Origin of the sequence: Caballeronia udeis (genome assembly GCF_044909315.1) — a bacterium.
Classification (GTDB): domain Bacteria; phylum Pseudomonadota; class Gammaproteobacteria; order Burkholderiales; family Burkholderiaceae; genus Caballeronia; species Caballeronia udeis_A.
The window spans coordinates 86,340-110,812 of the sequence record NZ_JBIYEB010000031.1 but is presented as its reverse complement, the minus strand read 5'-3'; the positions used below and the strand labels follow the sequence as shown (position 1 = coordinate 110,812).

19 protein-coding genes are annotated in these 24,473 nt (G+C 61.0%); 5 read left to right on the top strand and 14 right to left on the bottom strand.

What is annotated here, in order from left to right:
• Positions 1-19 precede the first annotated feature (19 nt).
• Both ABH944_RS35700 and ABH944_RS35695 read left to right on the top strand, forming a co-directional pair.
• The gene (locus ABH944_RS35700) at positions 20-1,762 is read left to right on the top strand and encodes an IlvD/Edd family dehydratase (RefSeq protein WP_404612174.1); all 1,743 of its coding nucleotides are present in this window, start codon (positions 20-22) and stop codon (positions 1,760-1,762) included.
• A 64-nt stretch (positions 1,763-1,826) separates the two neighbouring features.
• Positions 1,827-2,756, top strand: coding sequence for a Gfo/Idh/MocA family protein (locus ABH944_RS35695; protein WP_404612176.1), 930 nt, complete (start codon positions 1,827-1,829; stop codon positions 2,754-2,756).
• A gap of 66 nt (positions 2,757-2,822) precedes the next feature.
• Here the strand turns inward: ABH944_RS35695 and araH are convergent, their stop codons facing one another.
• The 5 genes from araH to ABH944_RS35670 form a co-directional block, all read right to left on the bottom strand.
• Entirely contained in the window at positions 2,823-3,827 is a 1,005-nt protein-coding gene (araH, locus tag ABH944_RS35690) for an L-arabinose ABC transporter permease AraH (RefSeq protein ID WP_404612178.1), read from the bottom strand.
• Between the two features lie 68 nt (positions 3,828-3,895).
• On the bottom strand, positions 3,896-5,404 hold the full coding sequence (gene araG, locus ABH944_RS35685) for an L-arabinose ABC transporter ATP-binding protein AraG (protein WP_404612180.1): 1,509 nt from the start codon (positions 5,402-5,404) through the stop codon (positions 3,896-3,898).
• A gap of 91 nt (positions 5,405-5,495) precedes the next feature.
• A complete protein-coding gene (locus ABH944_RS35680; RefSeq protein ID WP_404612182.1) occupies positions 5,496-6,500 on the bottom strand; it encodes an arabinose ABC transporter substrate-binding protein in 1,005 nt (334 codons plus the stop codon).
• A gap of 664 nt (positions 6,501-7,164) precedes the next feature.
• Positions 7,165-7,422: a hypothetical protein gene (locus ABH944_RS35675; protein WP_404612184.1), complete on the bottom strand. Its 258-nt coding sequence runs from the start codon at positions 7,420-7,422 to the stop codon at positions 7,165-7,167.
• Between the two features lie 33 nt (positions 7,423-7,455).
• On the bottom strand, positions 7,456-7,953 hold the full coding sequence (locus tag ABH944_RS35670) for a lecithin retinol acyltransferase family protein (RefSeq protein WP_404612186.1): 498 nt from the start codon (positions 7,951-7,953) through the stop codon (positions 7,456-7,458).
• Positions 7,954-8,536: 583 nt separating this feature from the next.
• Here ABH944_RS35670 and ABH944_RS35665 point away from each other — a divergent pair.
• Entirely contained in the window at positions 8,537-8,821 is a 285-nt protein-coding gene (locus ABH944_RS35665; RefSeq protein WP_062090882.1) for a hypothetical protein, read from the top strand.
• 121 nt (positions 8,822-8,942) lie between these two features.
• A complete protein-coding gene (locus ABH944_RS35660; protein WP_404612188.1) occupies positions 8,943-9,722 on the top strand; it encodes a PP2C family protein-serine/threonine phosphatase in 780 nt (259 codons plus the stop codon).
• Here the strand turns inward: ABH944_RS35660 and ABH944_RS35655 are convergent.
• From ABH944_RS35655 to ABH944_RS35615, 9 genes are all read right to left on the bottom strand, one after another.
• On the bottom strand, positions 9,719-11,011 hold the full coding sequence (locus ABH944_RS35655) for a sigma-54 interaction domain-containing protein (RefSeq protein ID WP_404612190.1): 1,293 nt from the start codon (positions 11,009-11,011) through the stop codon (positions 9,719-9,721). The two genes, ABH944_RS35660 and ABH944_RS35655, sit on opposite strands and share 4 nt — an antisense overlap.
• Positions 11,008-14,067, bottom strand: a complete 3,060-nt coding sequence (locus ABH944_RS35650; RefSeq protein ID WP_404612192.1) for a peptidase domain-containing ABC transporter — start codon at positions 14,065-14,067, stop codon at positions 11,008-11,010. Before ABH944_RS35650 ends, ABH944_RS35655 begins: the two co-directional genes overlap by 4 nt.
• Positions 14,068-14,095: 28 nt before the next feature.
• Positions 14,096-14,848, bottom strand: a complete 753-nt coding sequence (locus ABH944_RS35645; protein ID WP_404612194.1) for a peptidylprolyl isomerase — start codon at positions 14,846-14,848, stop codon at positions 14,096-14,098.
• Between the two features lie 66 nt (positions 14,849-14,914).
• Positions 14,915-16,288 (bottom strand): beta-barrel domain-containing protein, encoded by a 1,374-nt coding sequence (locus ABH944_RS35640; RefSeq protein WP_404612196.1) that lies wholly within the window; start codon positions 16,286-16,288, stop codon positions 14,915-14,917.
• Positions 16,266-18,800 carry an FHA domain-containing protein gene (locus tag ABH944_RS35635; protein WP_404612198.1) on the bottom strand — a complete coding sequence of 845 codons (2,535 nt, stop codon included), beginning with the start codon at positions 18,798-18,800 and terminating at the stop codon, positions 16,266-16,268. The genes ABH944_RS35640 and ABH944_RS35635 overlap by 23 nt, the downstream gene beginning before the upstream one ends.
• 255 nt (positions 18,801-19,055) lie before the next feature.
• The gene (locus ABH944_RS35630; protein WP_404612330.1) at positions 19,056-20,510 is read right to left on the bottom strand and encodes an efflux transporter outer membrane subunit; all 1,455 of its coding nucleotides are present in this window, start codon (positions 20,508-20,510) and stop codon (positions 19,056-19,058) included.
• A 193-nt stretch (positions 20,511-20,703) separates the two neighbouring features.
• The gene (locus ABH944_RS35625) at positions 20,704-20,970 is read right to left on the bottom strand and encodes a hypothetical protein (protein ID WP_404612200.1); all 267 of its coding nucleotides are present in this window, start codon (positions 20,968-20,970) and stop codon (positions 20,704-20,706) included.
• A gap of 275 nt (positions 20,971-21,245) precedes the next feature.
• Positions 21,246-21,680 (bottom strand): DUF4399 domain-containing protein, encoded by a 435-nt coding sequence (locus tag ABH944_RS35620; RefSeq protein ID WP_404612202.1) that lies wholly within the window; start codon positions 21,678-21,680, stop codon positions 21,246-21,248.
• Between the two features lie 59 nt (positions 21,681-21,739).
• Positions 21,740-22,135 carry a DUF4399 domain-containing protein gene (locus ABH944_RS35615; protein WP_231937306.1) on the bottom strand — a complete coding sequence of 132 codons (396 nt, stop codon included), beginning with the start codon at positions 22,133-22,135 and terminating at the stop codon, positions 21,740-21,742.
• Positions 22,136-22,582: 447 nt separating this feature from the next.
• Here ABH944_RS35615 and ABH944_RS35610 point away from each other — a divergent pair, with 447 nt between their 5' ends.
• A complete protein-coding gene (locus ABH944_RS35610) occupies positions 22,583-24,469 on the top strand; it encodes an SUMF1/EgtB/PvdO family nonheme iron enzyme (RefSeq protein ID WP_404612204.1) in 1,887 nt (628 codons plus the stop codon).
• Positions 24,470-24,473 lie beyond the last annotated feature (4 nt).

Sequence of the window (24,473 nt, the reverse complement as noted above, 5' to 3'; positions counted from 1 at the left end):
AACGGTTAAGGAAAAATCGATGTCAGACGCAAAACGCCCGCTGCGCTCCACCCAATGGTTCGGCGCTGCCGACAAGAACGGTTTCATGTACCGAAGCTGGATGAAAAACCAGGGCATCCCCGATCACGAATTCCAGGGCAAGCCGATCATCGGCATTTGCAATACGTGGTCGGAACTCACGCCCTGCAACGCACATTTCAGGAAGCTCGCCGAGCATGTGAAGCGCGGCGTGTTCGAAGCGGGTGGATTCCCGGTCGAATTCCCCGTGTTCTCCAATGGCGAATCCAACCTTCGCCCGACCGCCATGTTCACGCGCAATCTCGCCAGCATGGACGTGGAGGAATCCATTCGAGGCAATCCCGTCGATGCCGTCGTGCTGCTCGTCGGCTGCGATAAAACCACGCCCGCGTTGTTGATGGGCGCCGCGAGTTGCGATGTGCCGGCCATTGCGGTGAGCGGTGGCCCGATGCTCAACGGCAAACATCATGGCCGCGATATCGGCTCGGGCACGGTGGTCTGGCAGTTGAGCGAGCAAGTGAAGGCGGGCAAGATCACACTGCACGAATTCATGTCGGCGGAAGCGGGCATGTCGCGCTCGGCGGGCACATGCAACACCATGGGCACGGCATCCACCATGGCCTGCATGGCCGAGGCGCTTGGCGTTACGCTGCCGCACAACGCTGCGATTCCCGCGGTGGATTCCAGGCGCTACGTGCTCGCGCACATGTCGGGCATGCGGATTGTGGAGATGGCGCTGCAGGACATAAGACTTTCGAAACTCCTGACGAAAGAGGCCTTCGAAAATGCGATTCGCGTGAACGCGGCGATCGGCGGATCGACGAATGCGGCGATTCACTTGAAGGCGATCGCCGGCCGTATTGGCGTGAATCTTGAACTCGATGACTGGACGCGCATTGGACGCGGCACACCCACGCTTGTGGATCTGCAACCATCGGGGCGCTTCCTGATGGAGGAGTTCTATTACGCGGGCGGCTTGCCCGGCGTCATCCGGCGCCTGGGAGAAGCAGGCTTGCTGCCCCATCCCGACGCGCTGACGGCGAACGGCCATTCGCTGTGGGAGAACTCTAAAGAAGCGCCTATCTACGACGAGGAAGTCATCCGCCCGCTCGACAAACCCCTCGTCCCCGACGGCGGCTTGTGCATCGTGCGTGGCAATCTCGCGCCCAATGGCGCGGTGGTCAAACCGTCGGCGGCAACGGCGGCATTGCTCAAGCATCGCGGCCGTGCGGTCGTGTTTGAAAACTTCGATGACTACAAGGCCCGCATCGGCGACCCCGGACTCGACGTAACCGCTGACTCTGTTCTCGTATTGAAGAACTGCGGACCGAAGGGTTATCCGGGCATGGCGGAAGTGGGCAACATGGGTTTGCCGCCCAAGCTGCTGGCGCAAGGCGTGACCGACATGGTGCGGATCTCGGACGCGCGCATGAGCGGCACGGCGTATGGAACCGTGGTGCTGCATGTGGCGCCCGAAGCCCGTGCCGGCGGACCGCTGGCGGTGGTGAAGGAAGGCGACTGGATCGAGCTGGATTGCCTGGCTGGAAAGCTGCACCTTGACATCAGCGATGCGGAACTCGCCTCCCGTCTCACCAATTGGGCCGAGGTGCAAACCGTTGCGATTGCGGACACGAGCGGGTATAGAAAGCTGTATGTCGATCACGTCCTGCAAGCCGACCAAGGCTGCGACTTCGACTTTCTCGTGGGGTGCCGAGGCGCCGATGTGCCGCGGCATTCGCATTAATCCGGCGCGCTGCACGTGTCACCGTTGCACGCCACATGAACCAAGCTTTTTTTAAGGTCCAACCATGACAGAGCAAGTTGCGATAGGCATTGCCGGTGTCGGCAAGATCGCTCGCGATCAGCATTTACCCGCTATTGCCGGTCATTCCGGGTTCAAGCTCATTGCAGGAGCGAGCCGGAATGCGCGGATCGACGGGGTTAACAATTATCAGAATGTCGAGGACATGCTCGCGGCAGAGCCGCTTTTGCAGGCTGTGTCGCTCTGCGCCCCGCCGCAAGTCCGCTTCTCCCAGGCACGCGCGGCCCTTGAAGCGGGCAAGCATGTGATGCTTGAGAAACCGCCGGGCGCGAGCGTGACCGAGGTTACCGTGCTCGCTGACCTGGCTCGGCAAAATCAATGCACCCTGTTTGCGTCGTGGCATTCCCGTCATGCGCCGGGTGTTGAAACCGCACGTGCATGGCTGGCCGGAAAAGAGATCAAGGCGGTGAATGTGCTGTGGAAGGAGGATGTGCGCCGCTGGCATCCGGGTCAGGACTGGATCTGGCAACCGGGCGGTTTGGGTGTATTCGACCCGGGCATCAATGCGTTATCCATCATCACGCGCATCTTGCCGCATGCGTTTTTCCTGAAATCGGCGGAGTTGTTCGTGCCGGCGAACCGGCACAATCCGATTGCCGCAAACCTTGATTTTAGCGACGCGCTAGGCACGCCGATCCGGGCGGAATTCGACTGGCGCTTTGGTCCGCAAGAGTTGTGGCAGATTGAAGTGACCACCCGTGATGGCCTCTTGCATCTGGCTCAGGGCGGGAAGTTCTTGAAGATCGATGGGGAGATGAAGGACATCGGTCAGGAGAGGGAATATCCGAGCCTTTATGATCGATTCTTCGAGTTGATCTCGACAGGGGCTAGTGATGTTGATGTGAGCCCGCTTCAGCATGTTGCCGATGCGATGTTGCTTGGCGGGCGGCATGAGGTTGAGAAGTTCGAGGACTAAAGGGTTTCGCTTGAAGCCGCTGCTTTTTATTGGAAGCAGCGGCTTCACACCAGCCAGTTAAGGATCTCAAGCCACCCGCTTGCTTCTGCGGTACTGATCAAACAACACGGCCAGCAACAGGATCCCGCCGCGAATCAGATACTGATAAAAGGTCGGTACATTCATGAGACTCATTGCGTCCTGCACCGAGCCCATGATCAGCACCCCGACCAGCACGCCGGAAATAGTGGCCACGCCGCCCGTCAGTGAAACACCGCCCAGCACGCAGGCTGAAATCACCCCGAGTTCCAGTCCCACCGATGTCTTCGGATCGCCCAGGCTCATCCGCGATGCCAGCATCACGCCCGCAAAGCCGGTCACAAGCCCTTGCAGCACGAACACCGTGATCTTGATGCGCATGACCGGCAAACCGGCCAGCAACGCCGCCTCGCTATTGCCGCCAACCGCCAGCACGTTCTTGCCGAAGACCGTCTTCTTCAACAGAAAACCAAACAACACAAAACCGACGATATTCGACCAGATCGGATACGAGATCCCAAGGAACGAACCGCCGCCCAGATCGAAGAAACTTTCTTCGGAGATCATCACGGCGTCACCATTCGACGTGATGTAAGCCAGCCCGCGCACGACTTCCATCATCGCCAGCGTGACGATCAGCGAGTTGATCTTCCAGCGCGCGATCAGCACGCCGTTCACGAGCCCGACCGCCCCGCCCGCCAGCACGCCGCCCGCAATTCCGAGCGTGACGCTGTGCGTGGCCGTGATCAGCGTGGACGCCACCACGCCGGCAAACGCGACGATGGACGCCACCGATAAATCGACTTCACCGAGCGCGAGCACAAACATCATGGTGACGGAGATGGAGCCGATCAGCGTGACCGACAGCAGCAGGCCCTGGATGTTGCGCGAACTGATGAAACCCGGCACGGTAAAGGACAAGGCCACGAACAAGATCAGGAACACCATGACGATGCCCGACTTGTTGATGAGGTCCCAGGTTCGTGCAGCACGCGCGCGAGTGCCCGTGCTTTCGGTGGAGTTCGACTGATTGGTGACAGGAGTTATTTGCATGATGTCTCTTTCGTTCGCAGCGCATTGACACACGCCGCAGGTAGTCTTTGAGCCAGTGGTCGCGGCCGTCAGCCGGGGAGCGCAAGCTTGATCAGTTGATCCGGCGTGGCCTGCGCCTTGGGCAAATTGCCGACTATCTTTCCTTCGCGCATCACCATCACGCGATCCGCCACGCCGATCACTTCGGCCAGATCGCTCGACACCACGATTACTGTGCGCCCGGCTTCCGCGAGGCCATACAGCAGGCCATAGATCTCGCTGCGCGCGCCGACATCGATACCGCGCGTGGGCTCATCCATCAGGAACACGTCGATCTCTTCCGCCAGCCAGCGCGAGAGAATGACCTTCTGCTGATTGCCGCCCGAGAGCGTGCCAATAGGCGTGTTGCCGTTGCGTGTCTTGATGGCAAGTTTCGCGATGTAGTCGGTCGTGGTCGCGGTTTCCTTGCGGCTATTCAGTATGTTGAACGGGCTGAAATGCCGCCGGCAACTCATGTTCAGGTTGTCGGACACGGAAGCAATCGCGACAATGCCCTCTTGCTTGCGGTCCTCCGGACAAAGCGCCACCCCTGCACGCACCGCATCGCGCGGCGACCTGAACTTGCGTCGCGTCCCCTTGAGGACGATCTGTCCGGCAACCGGTTTCACCGCGCCGTAGATCAGCTTCATCAGCTCGGAACGTCCGGCGCCAACGAGCCCGAAGAACCCGACTATCTCGCCCTTGCGCACGCTGAACGAGGCCGGCTCCGCAAGACCCGGTCCCATCAGTCCCTGGACATCGAGTTGCACGTCGCCTATGTCGCGTGCGCGGTATCCGTACACATCATGGATCGAGCGTCCGACCATGCAACTGATCAGCCGGTCACGCTCGAGTCCATCGACTTCCTCGAAGGTCTCGATGCGACGGCCATCGCGAAACACCGTCACGCGATCACAGAGCGCATACACCTCGTCCATCCGGTGCGTCACATAGATAATCGCGCGCCCTTCCTCCTTGAGCGCGCGGATGATCTTGAACAGTTGCTCCGTCTCGCGCGACGACAGCGAACTCGTGGGTTCATCGAAGGCAATCACGCGGGCGTTGCGCATCAACGCCTTGCCGATCTCGATCATCTGCCGCTGCCCGATCGACAAATGCTTGACCTGCATGTTGGGATCGATCTTTTCGCCAAGACGATCCAGCTCGCTGATCGCGCGCTTCACCAGCGCTTTTTCATCGAGCACACCAAAGCGGCTTGGCATGGCGCCGAGCATCAGGTTCTCGGCCACGGTCAACTCCGGGACGAGATGCAGCTCCTGATAAATGATGGCGATGCCGGCTTCAATGGCCGCCTTGGTGGTCGTGAACTGCTGCTCCACGCCGTCCAGCGACAAGCTGCCGCCGCTCGTTGAATTGACGCCCGAGAGCACCTTGAGCAAAGTGGATTTGCCCGCGCCGTTTTCTCCCATCAACCCGTGGACTTCGCCGGTGCGCACACCCAGCGACACCGAGTCGAGCGCAAGCACGCCGGGAAAGCGCACGGTGATGTTGTCGAGCAAAAGATAAGGCGCGGCCGTGGCCACTGCGGTATCCATCATTGAGCGTTCCTCGTTGAAAACTGAATCGGGGCGTGGTGCAAGTCAACGATCACAACGATCATCGAGCTGCTCGACGCCCGTCGCGAAACGCTCAGATACCCAGTTCCTTGCGCACATCCTGCCAGTTGCTGCGGACCATCAGCTTGCCGGTAGTCTGCGTATCAGCAGGCGGCTGCTTGCCGGTCTTGATCCAGTCGACGAGGTTCTGCGTGCTGTCCTTGCCGTGGTTCGTCGAACTCACCGCGATGGTGCCGTAGAAGCCCGTTTGCTCCTTCTTCTGGAACTCGGCGAATGCTTCGCCCGCGCCATTGATGCCCACGCCGATCACATCCGCCGACGCAATATGCAGTTGCTCGGTGGCCCGCACGGCGCCCAGCACGGTCTCTTCGTTGAGGCCGTAGATCACCCACTTCTTGATGTTCGGATGCTGCGACAACACGGGCGACGCGGCATTGAAACCGCCTTCGTCATCGGTGGTTTTTTGTGGAGCGTCGAAGATGTTTTCCTTCTTGAAGCCCCCGGCCAGCAGCGTCTCCGTTGCGCCGTCCGTGCGTTGCTTCGCCGTGGGCAGTTCGTAATCCGTAATGCGCAGCGCGCCGACTTCTTCTGGCTTCCAGCCGCGTTTTTTCATTTCATCGGAGATCGCGGTGCCTACCTGATTGCCGATCTTGAACGCGGACATGCCAAGGTGCGGCACGTTCGCCAACGGCTTGCCGCTCGAGTCGACAAGCTGGTCATCCACCGTCACGAACTTCATGTTGTAGCGTTTCGCGCGTGCCTCGATAGCCGGTCCAAGGCGCACGTCGGGCGCGCAGATCACGAAGCCCTGCGCGCCTTGCGCTCCCAGATTGTCGATAGCGGAGAGGACCTTCTCACCGTCCGGCGTACCGATGTTCACCACCGAGAATTTTTCCTTCTGCCCGAGAGCCGTCGCCGCTTTCTGCTCATTGATGAACCATGCCTGTTCCGGCATCTTGACGAGGAAACCAACTTTCAGCGGCTCGTCGGCGTGAGCGGACATTTGCGATGCGAACGGAATGCCGAGCACGGTGGCTGCAATAGCGGACAAGGTCAAACGGCGAAGCTTCTGATTCATGGTGGCGTCTCCTGGTGGAATAAAGGCTGCATGGCTTGAGTGTTCTGCAGCGGAGCGCAGGCTTGCCAGCCCGTTCGCCCCTTCTTGCGGTCCTGCTGGTTAATCTTTAGCCGGCGAGGCTGTTGCGCGCGCCTGCCGCGATGCTGCTGCAGCGCTGTACGGCAGCCGTCGCCGCGCGCGCCATGGGCACGCCGCTGACGCTATTGCACTGGAGAGGTACCGCGTGTATTTCAGCGAAGTCGCGCGTAAGGTGGATCCCATTTCCCTGGTGGGAGGCGGCGCGTGAGAGTGGTCGCCAACGGGCTCGTCGAAAGCGGAAGAAGGAACAAGACGACTCACGGTTGCGCTCGTCGCCCGGCCGCCGTGGACATAGCACCCGAATAGCGGGTGGACATGCGATTCGCGTTTCATTGAAGCGGCGGTGTCTCGGAGTTTTAATATTCGAGTGGATATTAAGGAAGCCGCCGATTCCTTTCCAATCAGTTTTTTAACGATACCGATATCAAAACCGGTATGTCCGTGGCTCCTTGCGGGGCGGCACGGCAGAAATGAAGATCGCAAGGCGAATTAGCGAGCTCGTCGCGCACATCGCTCCTACACTTTGGGATGTCGCAGCGCTTAAACGCGTTGTTCCAGCTTCGCTGCAAGCGCATCGCACCGTGCATCACATTGCCAGGCGGCGTGGGCTCATCGTCATGCGTGCGGCTTCGGGCGGAAACACTTGCCACGATCCGTCATCGTGACGGAAGAAAAACAGCGCGAGCACGCCAGTCGGTCGAAGCGCTTCCACGCGGACATAGCGGACATGGTTCGCCGGCATACGGCACAGGCGGATATCGCGAACCGGTGCGGCGGGTGTTGGCGCGAGCCATTTTTCGACTATCCGGCGCAGTGAATTACGTTGGGCAGGTTGGGTGTTCATGATGTTTCTCCTCGATGGTGACAGTGAACAGGTTCAAGCTGCGAGCAGGCCGCCACGACCCCTCGCCGCTATCCAGCCTTTGAGCATGGCTATTGCCACGCGGCATGCGAGACCCGGGTGAGAAAGACAGGCCTCCACTTGCGAACTGCGGTTCTCGCCGAACAGCGCCCACGCACACAGGTGCTCGCAGTTGTTGCTAAGCAGCCGGTAATGGTCTTCACCCAGTCTTGAGCGAACCCGGCGGACCGCATCCTGTCCGGTGAACATGGCCGTGGGATGTACGCGAACACGGATCTCGCGCCCTGCGGCGAAGCGTTCAAGCGTGGTTTCTTCAATCGGACCGCGATGCATCGAGCGGCCAAAGCCGGCGTAGTGCACGACGCGGCCATTGCCGACATAGATGCCGTGATGCTCGTAACCCGGGCGTTGCGTCACGAGATGAGCACCGGGGACGGGTTCGCAGTCGATGGCGACGTCGGGAGTTGAGCGGCCTGGTCGAGCACAAAGCCTGGATGATTGATTGCCCGACATGACCGGTTTCTCCTGGAAGCGTGGAAGCCGGGGTGTTGCATGTAAGCCGGCGGTTGATCAAGTCATTGCATCAACCGGGCCAATGCGCATACCGCCTTGTGTGACAAGGGAGAGAAGGAAATGAGGGAGTTGAAGGCGGCGTAAAGGCAATGAGAGACCCAACACTTTTTCGGGCGATGTGTTGGATCTAACCCATCGCTCGACAGGCTATGAAACCTGCGAGGCGCGACAGGTCGGCGGACGGGTATTAGCGAGCCACGCGTACTCAAAACGCCGCTGTCCTTGCTGCGTTTTTTTGCTTCGGTTTTGCTTCGTCTCTTCACATCAGCCATGAAGATGCGACGCCACGTTCCGGCCAACGTGATCCGCGAGTGTTGGTATTGCGACGACTGAACGGCCCTGGATGTTGGCTCCGGTCCAACCAAATTCATCGGGCAAGGGGCGACCGCATGCCACGCGATATGACTCAAATCCCCATGCCGAAAGGCACGGCGGGAAAAGCACCTCCACGGCTCCGCTGTCGGCATGCGCCTTGCATAAAGAAGCACATTCACTAACCAGGCAAGACCACCGGAGCCTCACCATGACTGCAATCGCCATTGAAGACCTTCCCTGCGATCTCACGCTCGATCGCGAAGCGATGACCTGTATCCACGGGGGTGGTGCGCCCTGGGTGTATGGCTGGATCACACCCTACGTCGCATCCCAACCCTCGATAGGGCCAGTCGTGAACCTGTACGAAACCAATAACAACTTCTATGCTGACCAGATGATCAATCAGTTCCAGACCACCAACGTGAACAACACTGGCTCGAACTCGAACATCTCGGTCAACCCGAACGAGCGCAGCCTCAACCACGCTGCCTGAAGCAGGACGCGGTACCCGGAAGGACATATGAAGCACGCCTGAAGCAGCCGGTTCTGTCTCGCCGCTAATGCGGCACCCCTTCGGCGAAGAAGCACTCGCCGCAGCAGACATCGGAGGTCTTGTGAACAACACTGGTGAGTTTCGATGGACATCGGCCGCTCGCACCGACGTTGGTCTCGTACGCGAGATCAACGAAGACGCCTGCCTTGAAATGCCCGAACACGGCCTGTGGGCCGTCGCTGATGGCATGGGCGGTCACGCAGTGGGCGACGTGGCAAGCCGGATGGTGATCGACTCGCTGGAGCGCTCGCCCGCGCCCGGCAGACCCGTCACGCTCGACGAACGCATGCGCGAAGCGCGGGAGCGGCTCCTCGCCGTGAACGCGGAGTTGCGCTCGGAAGCCGCGCGGCGCCAAGTGCGCCGGATCGGCAGCACCGTGGTCCTTCTGCTGGCGAGCGAGCGGTCCTGCGGCTATGTCTGGGCAGGCGACAGCCGGCTCTATCTTTCGAGGCAAGGCTGCTTGCGGCAATTGACGCGAGATCACAGCCAGGTCGAGGAGCTGAAGGCCCGCGGCCAGATCAGTGCGCAAGAGGCGTTGAATCATCCGGGGAGACACCTGATCACGCGTGCGGTAGGCGCCATGGACACACTCGAACTCGATGCCGACCGTATCGATCTGCATGACGGCGACATCTTCCTGCTCTGCACCGACGGCCTGAGCAACGAAGTCAGCGACGAGGAGATGGGCGGCGTCCTGGCATGCGGCGATTGCGGGCAAGCGGTAGCACAGTTGCTTGAACTCGCGCTGCAGCGTGGCGGCCGCGACAACATCTCGGTCGTCGCGGCGCAAGCCGAGGACATTTTCTGCCTCGACAAAACGCAGATCAATCCAACCCTCTAGCCAGCCTTGCCCTTCTGCGCGGCAGAGCCCGCGTGGTTGCGAAAATCCTTCGAATGCAGCCCATGCTTTTTCAACAGCATCTGCACATGCGAGCGGTTCATCTCGAAGCGTCTCGCCAATTCCGCGACCGTCCCGCCGACTTCGTGCAAGCCGCGCTCGAGAAAAGCGCGCTCTGCTTCATCGCTCGCCGTGCGCTTGGCATCGCTGAGTGAAACAGCGCTTGCGGCCAGACCGCTCATGGCCGACGTTGAATTACCGGGACGGATATCGACGGGAAGATGTTCCAGGTCCGCCGTCTCCGGCGCCAGGCAAACGATCCGGTAGACGAGGTTGCGCAACTCGCGGATATTGCCGGGATAATCGTAGGTCCGCAGGAACTCGCGCAGCCTGAGCGTCATCTTCACCGGCTGACGCTTGAGCGTTGCCGCGGCTTCGTCGCCGAAATAAGCCAGCAGCAGCGCAATCTCGTCGCGCCGCTCGCGCAACGGCGGCAAGGTCAGGTGGATCACGCTGAGCCGGTAGAACAGGTCCTCGCGAAAGCGCCCCTCCTCGCTCATGCGCCGCAGGTTGCGATTTGTCGCCGCCACAATGCGTGTATCCACGGCAATGGGTTCATCGGATCCCACACGCTGGATCTCATGGGCTTCAAGCACGCGCAGGAGCTTGACCTGACCGCTAAGGGGCAGCTCGCCGATCTCATCGAGAAAAATAGTGCCGGTATGCGCGCTCTCGAACTTCCCCTTCCGGTCATTCGTTGCCCCGGTGAATGCGCCCTTCTTGTGACCAAATAATTCGGACTCCAGCAGGTTGTCCGGAATCGCACCACAATTCACCGATATATACGGCCTGTCCGCGCGAGAGCCGTTCGCGTGGATGACCTTCGCCATCAGTTCCTTGCCGGTTCCGCTCTCCCCGTCCACCAGCACCGGAAGGTCGGTTGGCGCCGCCTTTTCGGCAATCTCCAGCGCCTCCAGCAATTTCGGGTTGTCGCCGAAAGTGCCTTCAAATACGAAGCTTCGCGCAAGCAACGCCTCACGGCGCTCGCGCGGCGATCCGGGCAAACGCTGCGGCTCGGCAACAGCCGCCTGCACGAAGCGCTCCCTGTGCGACAACTGCATGATTTCGTCGCGCAGCACGCTCGCCTGCCTCAGCAGCTTCTCGATTTCCGGGCGCTCCATGCGCGACGACCAGCGCAAGGTCGAGCGGAGAATTTCGATCTTCTCCAGGAGCGCCGCGTATGAGGTCGCAGGGCTGGCCGGCAGGTCTTCAATATCGTCGAGTATCTTCATGCGGTGCTCAATTGTTTTTGCACGAGTTGGTAGTACATCCCCTTGCGCGCGACAAGTTCATCGTGACGCCCCTGCTCGACAATCGCTCCTTCATACAATACGAGTATCTTGTCGGCACGCATGATCGTGCTCAGCCTGTGCGCAATGATCACGGCCGTGCGGCCCTTCAGGATCTCCTGCATGTTGCCGAGGATATTGCTTTCCGACTGGGTGTCGAGTGCGGAGGTCGCTTCGTCGAAAACCAGGAGGCGCGGATCGTGATAAAGCGCGCGTGCAATGCACAACCGCTGGATCTGGCCACCCGACAAACCCACGCCGCGCTCACCCACGATCTGCTCATAACCCAACGGCATCTTGCTGATGAACGCGTGCGCGTCGGCCATCCTCGCGGCTTCTTCAATGCGCCGGCGGTCCGGCGCTTCGTCGCCGCTCGCGACGTTCTCCGCGATCGTCCCGGAGAACAGCAGGTTGCTTTGCATCACATAACCTATCTGCGCGCGGTACACGTTCTTGTCGATCACGTTCAGGTCGTAACCATCGACCACCATCTTGCCTTCGGTGGGTGTGTAGAAGCCGACCAGCAGCTTCGCAAGCGTAGTCTTGCCGGAGCCGCTGCTGCCCACTATGGCGATCAGTTCGCCCGGCTTGATGTCGAAACTGATGTTTTCCAGCACGTACTCGGTGTCGCCGCCGCCATAGCGAAAATACACGTTGTTCAGGCTGATCTCGCCTTGCAGGTCGGGCAATATGACGCGCGACTGCAAATCCTCGGGCTTCTGCTCAGGCTCCATGTCGAGCACATCGCCCAGCCGCTCCATGGCTACGCCCGCGTCGTTGAGCAGGCTCCACAAACTGATCAGCCCCATCAGCGGCGTCAGCACACTCCCCATGAACGCGTTGAACGCGATCAACTGGCCGATCGTCATCTCGTGCGTGAGGACCATGTTCGCACCGACCCAGAGAATCGCGATCGTGGTGGCCGCGTTCAGGACCTGGCTTCCGAACGACACCGCAATATTGAACCCCTGCGCGCGATACTGGACCTCAAGCGCCTTCGCGTATTTCTTTTCCCACTTCAGCCGCACCGTGCGCTCGATGCCCATGCCCTTGATGGTTTCCACACCGCCCAGCGCTTCCATCAAGAAGGACTTCGCTTCGGTCGACGCGGAGAAAACCTCGCGCGCATAGTTCTTGATCTTCGGCGTGGCAAGCGCGGTCAGCGCCATGATCGGAATGACGAAGCCGATCAGCAGCAGCGTCATCTTCACGTTGTACAAAAACATGATCGTGAAGTAGATGAAGACCATCAGCAAGTTGAGCGCGGTCGTCACGGTAGATTCCGTGAGGAACGCGCGGATCGTGTGGTTCTCCTGGAAGCGCGCGAAGATATCTCCGGTCTTGCGTTTGGCGAAAAACGAGAACGGCAGCGAAAGCGTATGGCGGAAGAACTGCGACATCATCGCGAAGTCCATGTTGCGAACCATGAAGTTCGCGAGATACGCACGGATAGTCGACATCAATTGTGAGAACAGGTTGGAGATGATCAGGCCGCCAATCAGCAGATGCAGCAGCCCGACGTTCTGGTGAACGATCACCCCGTCGAGAATATTCTGGATGATTAGAGGCGGAATGACACCGAGCACCTGGATTACGAACGTGGCGAGGAAGAGGTGCGCCAGGATCTTCTTGTAGGGCTTCAGGTAGCCGACGAATCGCACCCATGGTGAGCGTCCGGCAGCGGCCTGCGCGAGTTCGGGTGCAGCCGTGAACAGCAGGCAGGTGCCGCTCCAGCCGCGCTCGAATTCCTCCACATCCATCTTGCGAAAACCGACTGCCGGGTCCGCCACCCACACCTGGTTCGCGGAGATGCCATACACCACCACGTAGTGATATCCCTCCCAGTGGACGATGAACGGCAGTTCGAAACCGCGCAGCGACTCGAAGGTGCACTGAACGCCACGCGTCGTAAAGCCCAACACCTCGCCTGCCCGCGCGAGACTGTCAAGCGTCGCACCCTGGGTCGTGACGTTGGCGAGTTCGCGGAGCTTGCCGAGCGTCATGGGGATCTCATAGTGCTTGCAGATCATCGCGAGACTCGCCGCGCCGCAATCCATCTCCTCTGCCTGCTGGACCCACGCGAAGCGGCGTATCACCCGCTCGCCAAGCTCCGGTTTCGAGTGCAGGTCCAGCATGGCCGGCAACGAGCGTCGTTCCTCCAGCTTTTTCTGGCGCTGCAACTCGCGCTCGGTAAAACGAATGCGGTCTTCCAGCACCTCACGAAGCTTCGGGTTGCGCTCGAGCACGAGGTGCACGGTTTTCTCGGGCACGACCAACAGTCGTGTATCCACGTTCGCGATCGCCGTTGCCTGCTGCTCCTGCCGCAGCAGGCAGGCCTTCTCTCCGAACACCTCGCCCGCCCGCAAGGTGGCAAGCAGATACTCGCTCGTGCCCTCCTTGCGGACGATCCGTACTTCGCCCTGCCGGACCACATAAAGCCGCCGGTCATCGCGCGCGTCCTGATGGATGATCTCCTTGCCCGCGGCAACCCGCTTCACGCCGACGCTGCGCACCGACGCCTCCAGCTCGGTCTTGTCTATCTTGCCTCGCAGGTCGAAGAGCTTCGCGACAAAACCGCCGGCCGAACTGATCGCGACGTAGCTCGTGACGAACGCAAGCGCCGCCGGATTGTTCGCAACGATCGGCTCGATCGCGCGACGCGGAATAAACAGCAGCTCCGTCTTGCCCGACGAACGCACCGACGATTCATGCCGGTACTCGCGCAACATGGCAATGTCCGCGAACACTTCCCGTTCGCGGCGCACGCCCATGCTGATCTCCTTGCCGTGCTCCTCCGTGAAGATCCGCACCGAGCCGGCCTTGATGACGAACAGTCCGTCCGCAATGTCACCCGCGTTGCAAACGGTCTCGCCGAATGCGTGAAAACGCGTCTCCGCCTGCTCGGCCAGCCGTTCGATTTCCTCCGCGGTGAACGGCGACAGGATCTCCACGGTCGCGAGGAATGCGGCCGGGGAATCGAGTTTCTGCGGTACGTCCATGTGCTCGCCTCCTGTCGTCCGCGACGCCCTAGCGCGCCTCGATAATGTGTTCCTGCGCCCGCGCCTGCAGCCATTGCTCGCGCAACAACCGGCGAATTTCGGCGGCGACATCGGCATCCAGTTCGGCCGGACGTTTCGCCGTCACCGCAAAGATCTCGTAGGCGGTGCCGTCGGGCGTAGGGAACGGTCCGAGCAGGTCGCCGGCCGCTGCATTGAACACCTTGGCTTCGATCTCGGGGGCGAGCGACCCGCGCAGCACCTTGCCAAGCACGCCACCTTGCTCGCGGGTGTCGGCTATGGAGTGCTCCCGCGCCATCTCCGTAAAGCTGTCGGGATCGTCCTGCAGATACGAAATCATTTCCTTCGCCTGACTGGGTGTTTCGAGCACGATATGACTGATCTCCACGCTGTCGAAACGCGGTGAGTTCAGCTTGAAGAAAGCCTCCACGTCGGCGTCACCGCCAATCTGTTCGAGCATCTTCTCCTGATAGAGCGTGTCCGTGATGAACGCCTCGAACTCGTCGAGATTCACGCCGAGCGCGTCGAGATAACGGTTCATGTCGGCGGCGCGGTGCAGGCCGCGCACGCGCCGGAACTGATCGGCGCGCACCTGGATCTCGCCCTCGGACACGTCGACACGCTGCTTCTTCGCCGCGCGCACGGTGAGCTTGTCGCGCACTAGCTGCTCGACGAGTCCCTCGAATTGCCCGGTCAGTTTCAACACCCGGATGAACTCATCGGCATCGACGACTTCATCGTCTATTCGCACAATCGCCGTCATTTCTTATGCCCCTTGTTAAACATGGAAAGCGCTCGATGAGGACCGCCCCGTCATCCCTTGGACCCATCACCCCGCCACCTGCCGGAACGGGTCAAGCCCGAGATCGATCAGGCGCCGCTCGCGCACCACGATCTCCGCGGTCGCGGTCATGCCGTAGCGCAGCGGGTAGCGCGTATCCGCCACCTGGTAATAGTCGCGGGAGAGCGTCACGCGGCCTTCATACACCGGCTGCTTGGTCTCCGGTGACGGTTTCGTCGCAGGCGAGATGAATTCGAGCGTGCCGTCGATCACCCCGTAGCGCTGATAGGGAAACGCATTGAACTTGAGCTTGACCGCCTGCCCCTCGCGCAGGAACGCGCGGTCATGTTCAGCTATCTCGATCTTCAGCACCGGCCGCGCGTCCTTGGGTGCGATGCCGCCAAGCGGCGTGTTGGCCTGGATCTTGTCGCCGGGTTGCGTCGACGTGACGTCCGTGATGACACCCGACACCGGCGCCAGGATCAACAGGAAGTTATCCTTATCGATATTCTCGAAGCGGATACGGTCAGCCGCTTCGGCGACGAGCCTCGCGGTTTGCAATTGCAGCCGCAGCTTGTCGCCCGCGCTCGCGATCTCCCGCATGGCCGACTCGTATTGCAGCTTCAGGCTGGTCGCTTCCTGACCGCTGGTTTCGAGTTGCGCCTTGGCCTGGGAGTACTCGTGGCTTAGGCGGAAGTCGAGTTCCGTAAGTTTTGACTGGGCGATCCGGGTTGCGTTGTCTGCTTCCATATACGCATTGCGCTTGCTCTCCACCTGGATCTCCGACACGCCCCCGCCGCCCGGCAACGCCAGCAGCCGGGCGTAGCGGTCCAGCTCCAGCTTCGCCGCGTCACGCGTGCGGCGGGCGCTGTCCAGCTCGGTGCGCGCCTCGGCGAGTTGGGCTTTCTGTCCCTCGGCCAGCTTGGTGGTCCCTTCGGACACACGTGTCTGGTGCAGATGCTCCTCCACTTCCATCTGGTCCTTCAGCGCCGCTGCCTTGCGCTCCATCAACAGCTTTTTCTCAGGGAAATCTTTCCAGTCACGCTCCGCGTCATCGAGTTTCAACTGCGCTTCCAGCGCGTTGGTCGCGGCCTGGATAGCGCCCCGCGCGTTGAGCCGCGCGACTACGTCGTCTTTCGAAACCGGTTGTCCCTCCGCGATATAGACATCGGCCAACTCACCGTCGATAGGCGCATAGAACCGCCGCACTTCCGACTCGGGCGAGAGTGTGCCCTGCGCCGTGACGATCACGTCCGCCCGGCCGACAAACGACCATACGAGCGCGCTCACGACCAGCGCGACCATGGTGTAGATGAGTGCGTGGGTCAATCGCAAGGGCTCCGCCACGAGAATGGAGATGCCCTCCACGCTGTGGTCGCCAAGCGATTCGGCGAAGGATTTAGGGTGCGCGTCGTTCTTCACCGTTCGCTCCCTTGTAAGAGGACTTGTCCTCGCCGATCAGCGCCAGCTTGGCGCTCAGCAGCCCGGGATCCAGCACAGGACTCAACTGCAACAGCGAGCGCCGCTGCAAGTCCACTTCCGCGTTGATTTCGGCAAGCAGTTTGTCGGCGAGCGCACTGCGATCCGCCTTCAACTGGCGAAGCAACTGCGCGGCGCGTTGCGCGCCGGACCACGCGCCGGTGAGCAGCTTCGCCTGCTTCCTGAAGCCATCCGACAATCCGGTTTCGAGCCGCTGGTCGCCGCCAATCCCACCGTTGGTCCGATACTGCGTCCACGCCGTCTGCGCCCGGTTGAGCCACTCGTCCGCCCGCTCGAGTGCCTTCTGCCTGAGGGTGCTTAGATCCGGCTGGATCGCATTGACGAACCAGGTATCGGCAAGAGGATCGAGTGATTCGTCAAACGACAGCACACGATCATCGTAGCCTTGCGCGCCACGCGACTTTTGCAGGTCCGCGAACTGGCTGGCCACCGCCTGCTTGTGCGCGAGCTCGGCGCTGACGGCGTCGGCCCACGGCCCACCCGCCATCGATCGAAGCCCTGTCATGGCCGGCTCCGCCTTTCCGTTCCTCCATGCATCCGATACCGCCATGTAGCGCTGCACGACATCTGGAGTTGGCAGGCTGTGCGCTTCAAGCTGGCGCCGCTGTGCCTGAAACGGTGGCGTGGTAAAGCGCGCTTTCTGCATGGCGTCGATCAGCGGACCAAGCTCACGCGACTGCACGGCGTGCTTGAGCGCGAGGTATTGCCGGAGATCGTCCTGCACGCGATCGAGGCCTGCCAGGCGCGGGTATTTGTCGGCGTAATCCGCTATTTCGCCGCTTAGCGCGTCAGGGTCGCCGCCGGGCGCCAGCGCCCGGTCAATACTCCCCTTGAGGCGCTCGATGGCCGCCAGATAAACCGAGTCCTCACTCTCGAGCTTGCGCAGATGACTGAGTGCAACGGCGTACAGATCCCTGAACGCCGGTACCGTGGACGCAATCCGGTCCAGCCGCCGTTGATGAGCGCTCGGGTCGCTCTCCCACTGCGCCAGCAACTCGCTCATGCGGTTTTCATCGGCATAGATGCGAATGGGGGCATCCGCCCTCTCGCGGCTTGCCATGAACGCTTCCAGCCGTCCAATCCACGCGATCTCATCGACGAGAAAACGCGCATCGGAATTGGTCGCGGCCAGTGTCTCCATCTGCGAGACGACCGAGCGCGCGCCGTCGAAATTCCGGCGTTTTAGCTGGTCGAGCCAGTCCGGCAGATAACCCTTGAGAAGCGCTTCCGTACCCAGGACCATCGCATGAGGATCGTCAGGATGTTTGCCCAGATAAGCGTTCGCGACGCTCACGGCATTGCGATAATCGCCGTGAGCGACCAGGCTCTTCAGGTCTCGCTCGGCCGTGCCGCTGAAATAAAGCACGCTGCCGATCGCGATCATTGCTGCGACAAATGCCAGGCCGCAGAAGAGCACCCGGCGCTCCACCGCCTGCCCCCCGCCGAATGCCGCGCCAAGGTCGGAAACAAAGCGCACGAACCTGCTGCGAGAGCGGCGGCGTGCCGGAACACGTTCATCAGGCAAGATCTCGCGGTTGATCTCATCGTCAGACGGTTGACCCTGGTCGACGCAGAAAATATCCAGGAAGGAATGTGCGGTGGTGATGAAGGTGGTCTTGTCGAGATCATCCGGCGTGGCTTGAGCCGCTGAGCCGGTTGAACTCGCCGCCGTAGTGGTGATAGTGGCAGTAGTGGTCGTGATTGCACCCGGCTCCGTTTCCCGCCGCAGGCTCACGATGTACGCGAAGTGATTGCCTCCGAACGCCAGCGATGCACCATCTTGCAGCGGCACAGCGATCTCGCCCACCCGTTTGCCATCGACAAATGTTCCGTTCGTGCTGCCGAGATCCTCGACAAACGGGATGCCCGCCTTGACAAAAATATGCGCGTGCCGCCGCGACACGTAGTTAACCTGATGAGGATAGCGGTCGCTGTATTGCAAGAACGTCTCGTCCGCCTTGCTGACGAGAAACGGAAACTCCGCGAGTTCGACCGGATGCAATCCGAGGTCGCCGCGTTCCGGCGTGAGCGTCAGATGCACCGGTTGCGCTGCATAGGCCCGCGCTACCGCGCGCGGCTCCATCCGCACCCGGAACGTGAGCTTGCCGCCAAAGCCTATGACGTCGCCGCTCTGCAGCCGCATGGGCTTCTCGCGCAGCAACACGCCGTTCACCGTCGTGCCGTTCTTGCTGCCAAGGTCAGCCGCGTATGCTGCGCCGTTCTCGATAAAGATCCGTGCGTGACGCCGCGACAACTGCGCAACGGCGTCGGCTTCACAAGAGGCGAAAGGCGCTTCAAACCGCCCGACCGCAAACAGATTTTCGTCGATACGAATGACGCCGGCCGCGGGATAAGACTCGGGCTCGAGCAAGAGATCGAAGGCCTTGTGCAGCATTGGCCCGGCCTCGGCAACGGAAGCTTCTCCTGGAGCCATGGGTCCACATCTCGAAGGACGTTCATCACGCGTTGAGCGCAGGGCGACGACCCCGCGTTCTCCCATTTTCCCGCCGATGAACCTTGTTGGACGAAACCGCAACGAAAGCAGTGACGCCATGAAGTGTAAGTCACGCTTGGCGGTAGTCAATGATCCAGCAACACATCTGTCGCCAGAGAACTAACACTTTGCATTCCGAACATTGATTTTGGCCGATGTGAACTATCTCCCTTGAATCGTGGCCGTTGCGTGCGCTTAGTTCGTTGCTCCCTTACTTGCGGTGAACTCACGCTGCGCACCATGCGCGGCGGTTGTGTCGCTTGCTTCGTCCGTCTTCTGGACGTCGACCGCCGGCCAGCCGCCGCCCAGGGATTTATAGAGGGTGACTGTGTCGGAGAGCAGTTGCTGATGGTTTTCAAGCAACGCCAGTTCTGCCGCAAGCAACGTACGTTCGGTCTCGAAGACCTCCAGTTGCGACACCACGCCTTCCTTGAGCTGCGCTTCAACCTGGGCGGCCACCACTTGCAGGTGCCCCACTTCCTCCTGCAGTTCCGCGCGCTGCTTCGTATGCGCGTCGAGGTTGACCAGCGCGTTCTCCACCTCCTCGAACGCGCCCATGACAGTGCGCCGATACTGTTGTTCGACCACGACCGTCTGCGCCTCGGTCGTCTTGACATGCGCCCTGACGCCCGGGTCCAGCAAAGGAATGTTGATGCTGGGCAAGAAGCTGAACGTGAAGGACTTCAATAAATCGGTCAGGGCGAAACTCGCGGTACCACCCCGGCCCGTGAGGCTGATGGTGGGCAACTGCGCGAGCTTCGCCTGTCCCACGACGTCGTACGCTTCCAGCACGCGATATTCGGCTGCCACGACGTCGGGTCGCCGCGCCATCAATTGCGCCGGCAAGCCCGCCGGCACGACGGGAATCTGCACACGCTTCTCGAGCTGCCCCGCCGGCACGGTGAACTCGCCGGCCGGGACACCGATCAATGTGGCCAGCGCGTTGTTCGCCAGATCGCGGGCGCGATGCAATTCGAGCAGGTCCTTGGTCATGCGGTTGATTTCCGCGCGCTGCGTCAGGACCTGGGTGCTCGGCACAAGGCCATTCTTCGCCATGCCTTCATAGATGGTCAGGATCTGCTGGTTGGTACGCAGCGTTTTTTGCTGCTGGTCAATCTGGTCATCGAACTGAAGAATCTGAAAGTAGGTCGTGGAGACATCGGACACCAGCGTCAGATATCCCGCGCGCCAATCCGCTTCCGTCGCGCGATATTCGGCCTTCTGCGCCTGCACGCCCTTCTCGACCGCGCCCCAGATGTCGATGTCCCAGTTCACCTGCGTGGCGACGTTGTATTGCTTCGAGAAATCCTGCCGCGTGGTTTTATCAAACTCCGCGCCCGCGCCGAGATCGGCGGTGGGAAGCGCTCCGGCACGTGCCTCGTTGATCTGTCCACCCGCGACCGACACACGCGCCGCGAGAATCTTGATATCGAAGTTTCCTGCTATTGCCCGGCTGACGAGGGAGTCGAGATACGGGTCGTGGAATTGCTTCCACCAGTCGAGCGTAATGGTGTCGGCCGGTGACACGAGCGCCTTGGCCGTTTGCGACCAGGTGGTCTTGGCGGGAGTATCAGGACGCTTGTAGTCCGGCACGTTCACGTCGATGCAACCACTGAGAAGTGTCGTGCAGGCAAGCACCGGGAGCACCATGCGCGCGAACAGGACATGCACGTTACCCGGGGATGAGAAGTTGGATGCGCGGCCCTGCAACCCGCGCGATGGCGACATGACTTGCATGATCTCACTCCGGGTAGGTGGAATGCTGCTGGAAGACTTGCAGAGCTGGGGTCCGGGCCGGTATGGCGACGAAGGCCGGATGACCTTCGCCGCCTGCACCCGTCGATCAAAAGTTGACCGTGTTGTAGTTGTTGGCGCTCTGGGTCGGCTTGACCGTCGCCGAGATACCGCTGGCAAATGCAACGTTGTTGCCGTTGTTGTTGATCGTGTTTTGCGACTGGCTGATCAACTGTTCCGCACTGAACGAGAGGCTCGTCGCCGTGCTGCTGTAGCCCGGCCAGAAGCTGGGCAGGTTGCCGCCGCGGACAGCGGACATTGCACGGCTGTCGAGTTCTTCGGTAACGGAAAGGTCTTTGATGGTGAGTGATTTCATGGCAGTTCTCCTAAGGGTCAAGCCAGGTGGCTTTAAAGGTTGGTGAGCATCATGTCTGCTCGCTGGACACTAACGCATGGCCCGTGCCAGGCGAGTCCGGCAGCCTTCACCCGATGGCTCCGAAGCTTACCGGGAAAGGATCTGCGCCATGACACCGGGGTAGCGGAAGTTGCCGCCCGCGCGCCATCCGGCACGTTCGTGACGGGTGGTAACCAACGCTTTTTCGGGGAACTGTTGGTTCATGCGCGACACTCGCCGCGCGTGAACCGGACCAATCACTTGACGTAGATCGTGATCTTCTTCGAATAGACGGGAGGGTTGTGCGGGACGTGCATGTAGTCGCCCATCAGCAATTGCAGCGTGTGCTTGCCGGGAGGCAGCTCGAGTGTGGTCTCCGTTTCACCCGCGCCAAAATGCAGGTGCTGGCGGTCGGAGGGAATCTCCTCATCGAAGGACGTGGGCAGGTCGGTGTCGATCAACAAATGGTGGTGGCCGGTATTCGGATACTGCACGCCACGCGGGGCGACGCCCATGTAACGCAGCCCGAACCACACGCGAAATGGCTTGCCGGCGGGAAGCGTCTGACCATTGTTCGGGTAGCCGATATACGCGTACGCATTGGGCGGGGCGGGTGTGGGGCCGGCCAGCGCGGAACCGGACACGGATATCAGCGAGACCGCGATCGCCGCGGCAGCGCAAAATCTCTTCATGGCACACGCCCTCCCGTATGATTGCAGCCCACCTGAAAAACACCACTGCGACGCACCCGTCATTTCACGGTGATCGTGATCTTCTTCGAATAGATCGGGGGATCGTGCGGCACGTGGTTGTAGTCGCCCATGAGCAACTGCAGCGTGTGCTTGCCCGGCGGCAACTCGATTCGCGCATCGGTTTCGCCCGCGCCGAAATGCAGGTGTTGGCGGTCCGAGGGAATTTCCTGATCGAACGGCGGCAACTCCGTATCGATCAGCAGGTGATGATGTCCTACATTGGGAATGTTGATGCCCTTCGGACATACGCCCATGTTGCGCAAGCCCATGCGGACCCAGAGTTTGCCGCCCGTGATGACCGCGCCGTCGGGCGGCCAGATGATGAATGCCTCTGCGCCGGGAGGAGAAGGCGTACGCGCCGCCGGGAATGAACGCGACGGTGTCAGCACGGTCATGACAGCGAGCACGCCAAGGACGGTTCTTCTTAGCATTTTCGAATTCTCCCGAACCTTATGCACGGTTTTCTTCTTGTTAGCTTAGGACGGAATCCACTAAAAAGACATGCCTTGGAGAAGGGCCAATCGACCGTTGTCAGGCCATGAGTCAATCGACCATTTCTTGGGTATCGTCTGAATAATTAGGCATCCATCTTTTATCGCGGAGATGCGTTCGTCATAAAAAGCCAATCCCCGGGCCAATCACGACACGTTGCATTGTTACGCCTTCTCGCCCACGTTGATATGAAGTAGTTGCGTGCTATGGTTGGTCGTGATGCTCGCCCATCGGACAAACGGATTCTGCGTGAGTGCTCGTGGCGCTCCCGCGGATCATGCAGCTCTGGCGCGGTTCCTTGAAGGTGCCGTCGAATACCGGTACGGGGTGTGATCATGTGGCGAAGAATCATGTGGAGAAATCTGTGGCTCGCGGTCCTGCTTGGCGCCGTGGCGCTCGGCAGCGGCGCAGCCGAGGAACAGGGTGCGGCGCCTGCGCGCCGGCTTGCGCTGGTGATCGGCAATGCGAGCTATGGAGATCATCCGCTCGCCAACGCCACGCGTGATGCGGCAGCAGCGAGCGAACTGCTGAACCGGCTAGGTTTCGATGTCATGACGTACTCGAACCTTGACCGTACCCGCATGAACGAAGTAATTCACGAATTTAACGAGCGCCTGGCCGTTGGCGGCGTGGGCCTGTTCTATTTCGCCGGACATGGGATGCAGGTCGGCAAGTCCACCCAGCTGCTGCCCGTCGACGCGCAGGACTCGCCTGCGGCTCCGCTCACGCAGGGCATCGACTTGAACAACATAGTGGCGGGCATGTCGGCGCAGCGCAGCAATCAACTTAACCTTGTTGTGCTCGATACCTGCCTGAACAATCCGTATGACCCCGCCAACGTCAGCATGGTGCAGCCGCCCGGCCATACGATCATCGCGTATGCAACCGCGCCCGGCGCATACGCGGCCGACGGCATGCGGCATGGCATGTACACCACGGCGTTGTTGCGCGCGATTGACCAGCCGGGGCGAAATATTGAAGACGTGCTGCACGATGTCGCGCGATCCGTGAGCGTGGCGACTGGGGGGCAGCAGGTGCCGTGGATGATAGCGGGACCAGCCGCGGAGGCAGACCGCCTCAAGTTCGAGTTCACCCCGTCCGCACTGCAAGCGGAAAACAGCAGTCCGAGCTCCTTGAGAGCCGAAACCGTGGTCGCGTACCAGAGCCGGGGAATTCTTCCCAAGGATAGCAACGAGCAATACGAACTCACCTTCTGGGAATCGATCAAGGACAGCACCTATCCAAGCGACTATGAAGCCTACCTGAAGGCCTATCCAAACGGACGCTTTGCCACGCTCGCGCACGCTCGTATCGACCGGCTTCGTGCTGCTGCCTCCGCGCCGAAGGCGCAAGCCCCCGCTCAGGTCAACCAGACGCACGCGGCAACTCCGCCGGCCTCACCCGCTACGCCGGTACCGGCGCCAGCGGAAAAATCCGCGGCCGCAACCGCGCCGCCGCCCACCCCCGCGCCGGCTGCCGCTCCTGCTCCGGCTGCAGCCGTCAAGACAAGCACGTCCGCCGTGAGCGAGATCAAGGACTGTGCCGCCTGTCCGGCGCTGATTGCATTACCGGGCGGCACGTTCGAAATGGGCAGCAATTCCGACGATCCCGCCGAACGTCCCGTGCATAAGGTCAGCATTGGCCGGCCGTTCGCCATCGGCAAATACGAAGTGACCATCGAGCAGTGGAATGCTTGCGCGGACGCAAGCGGGTGCCCGCGCATCGATATTGAAGGCAACAACTCAAAGTCCGCACCCGTGCGCAATCTAAGCTGGGACGATGCACAGGTCTACGTCAAATGGCTCAGCAAGACGACGGGCAAGACGTATCGCCTGCCGAGCGAAGCCGAGTGGGAATATGCCGCACGCGGCGGTACCACCACGATCTACTGGTGGGGCAATGAAATGCGCAAGGGTTACGCCGACTGCAAGGACTGCGGCGAGCCATGGCGCAAGGATGGCCCGGTGAACGCAGGGTCCTTCTTGCCCAATCCCTACGGCCTCTTCGACATGAACGGCAGCGTGTGGGAATGGGTCGGCGACTGCTGGCACGGTTCGTACAAGGGCGCGCCGACAGATGGCCGTGTGTGGGACGAAGCAGGCTGCCCGATGCGCGTGATCCGCGGCGGTTCCTGGCCCGACGGCGGCGCCTACATGCAGTCGTCCACGCGGTTCAAATACAGCACCAGCGTACGGCAATCGCAAAACGGCATGCGCGTGGCGCGCGACATGAAATAGCGGG

What these genes read in the sequence shown, in the direction of transcription:
- ABH944_RS35700 (WP_404612174.1), top strand. Translation starts at nt 20, where the DNA reads ATGTCAGACGCAAAACGCCCGCTGCGCTCCACCCAATGGTTCGGCGCT.
- ABH944_RS35695 (WP_404612176.1), top strand. Translation starts at nt 1,827, where the DNA reads ATGACAGAGCAAGTTGCGATAGGCATTGCCGGTGTCGGCAAGATCGCT.
- araH (WP_404612178.1), bottom strand. Translation starts at nt 3,827, where the DNA reads ATGCAAATAACTCCTGTCACCAATCAGTCGAACTCCACCGAAAGCACG.
- araG (WP_404612180.1), bottom strand. Translation starts at nt 5,404, where the DNA reads ATGATGGATACCGCAGTGGCCACGGCCGCGCCTTATCTTTTGCTCGAC.
- ABH944_RS35680 (WP_404612182.1), bottom strand. Translation starts at nt 6,500, where the DNA reads ATGAATCAGAAGCTTCGCCGTTTGACCTTGTCCGCTATTGCAGCCACC.
- ABH944_RS35675 (WP_404612184.1), bottom strand. Translation starts at nt 7,422, where the DNA reads ATGAACACCCAACCTGCCCAACGTAATTCACTGCGCCGGATAGTCGAA.
- ABH944_RS35670 (WP_404612186.1), bottom strand. Translation starts at nt 7,953, where the DNA reads ATGTCGGGCAATCAATCATCCAGGCTTTGTGCTCGACCAGGCCGCTCA.
- ABH944_RS35665 (WP_062090882.1), top strand. Translation starts at nt 8,537, where the DNA reads ATGACTGCAATCGCCATTGAAGACCTTCCCTGCGATCTCACGCTCGAT.
- ABH944_RS35655 (WP_404612190.1), bottom strand. Translation starts at nt 11,011, where the DNA reads ATGAAGATACTCGACGATATTGAAGACCTGCCGGCCAGCCCTGCGACC.
- ABH944_RS35650 (WP_404612192.1), bottom strand. Translation starts at nt 14,067, where the DNA reads ATGGACGTACCGCAGAAACTCGATTCCCCGGCCGCATTCCTCGCGACC.
- ABH944_RS35645 (WP_404612194.1), bottom strand. Translation starts at nt 14,848, where the DNA reads ATGACGGCGATTGTGCGAATAGACGATGAAGTCGTCGATGCCGATGAG.
- ABH944_RS35635 (WP_404612198.1), bottom strand. Translation starts at nt 18,800, where the DNA reads ATGGCTCCAGGAGAAGCTTCCGTTGCCGAGGCCGGGCCAATGCTGCAC.
- ABH944_RS35630 (WP_404612330.1), bottom strand. Translation starts at nt 20,510, where the DNA reads ATGGTGCTCCCGGTGCTTGCCTGCACGACACTTCTCAGTGGTTGCATC.
- ABH944_RS35625 (WP_404612200.1), bottom strand. Translation starts at nt 20,970, where the DNA reads ATGAAATCACTCACCATCAAAGACCTTTCCGTTACCGAAGAACTCGAC.
- ABH944_RS35620 (WP_404612202.1), bottom strand. Translation starts at nt 21,680, where the DNA reads ATGAAGAGATTTTGCGCTGCCGCGGCGATCGCGGTCTCGCTGATATCC.
- ABH944_RS35615 (WP_231937306.1), bottom strand. Translation starts at nt 22,135, where the DNA reads ATGACCGTGCTGACACCGTCGCGTTCATTCCCGGCGGCGCGTACGCCT.
- ABH944_RS35610 (WP_404612204.1), top strand. Translation starts at nt 22,583, where the DNA reads ATGTGGAGAAATCTGTGGCTCGCGGTCCTGCTTGGCGCCGTGGCGCTC.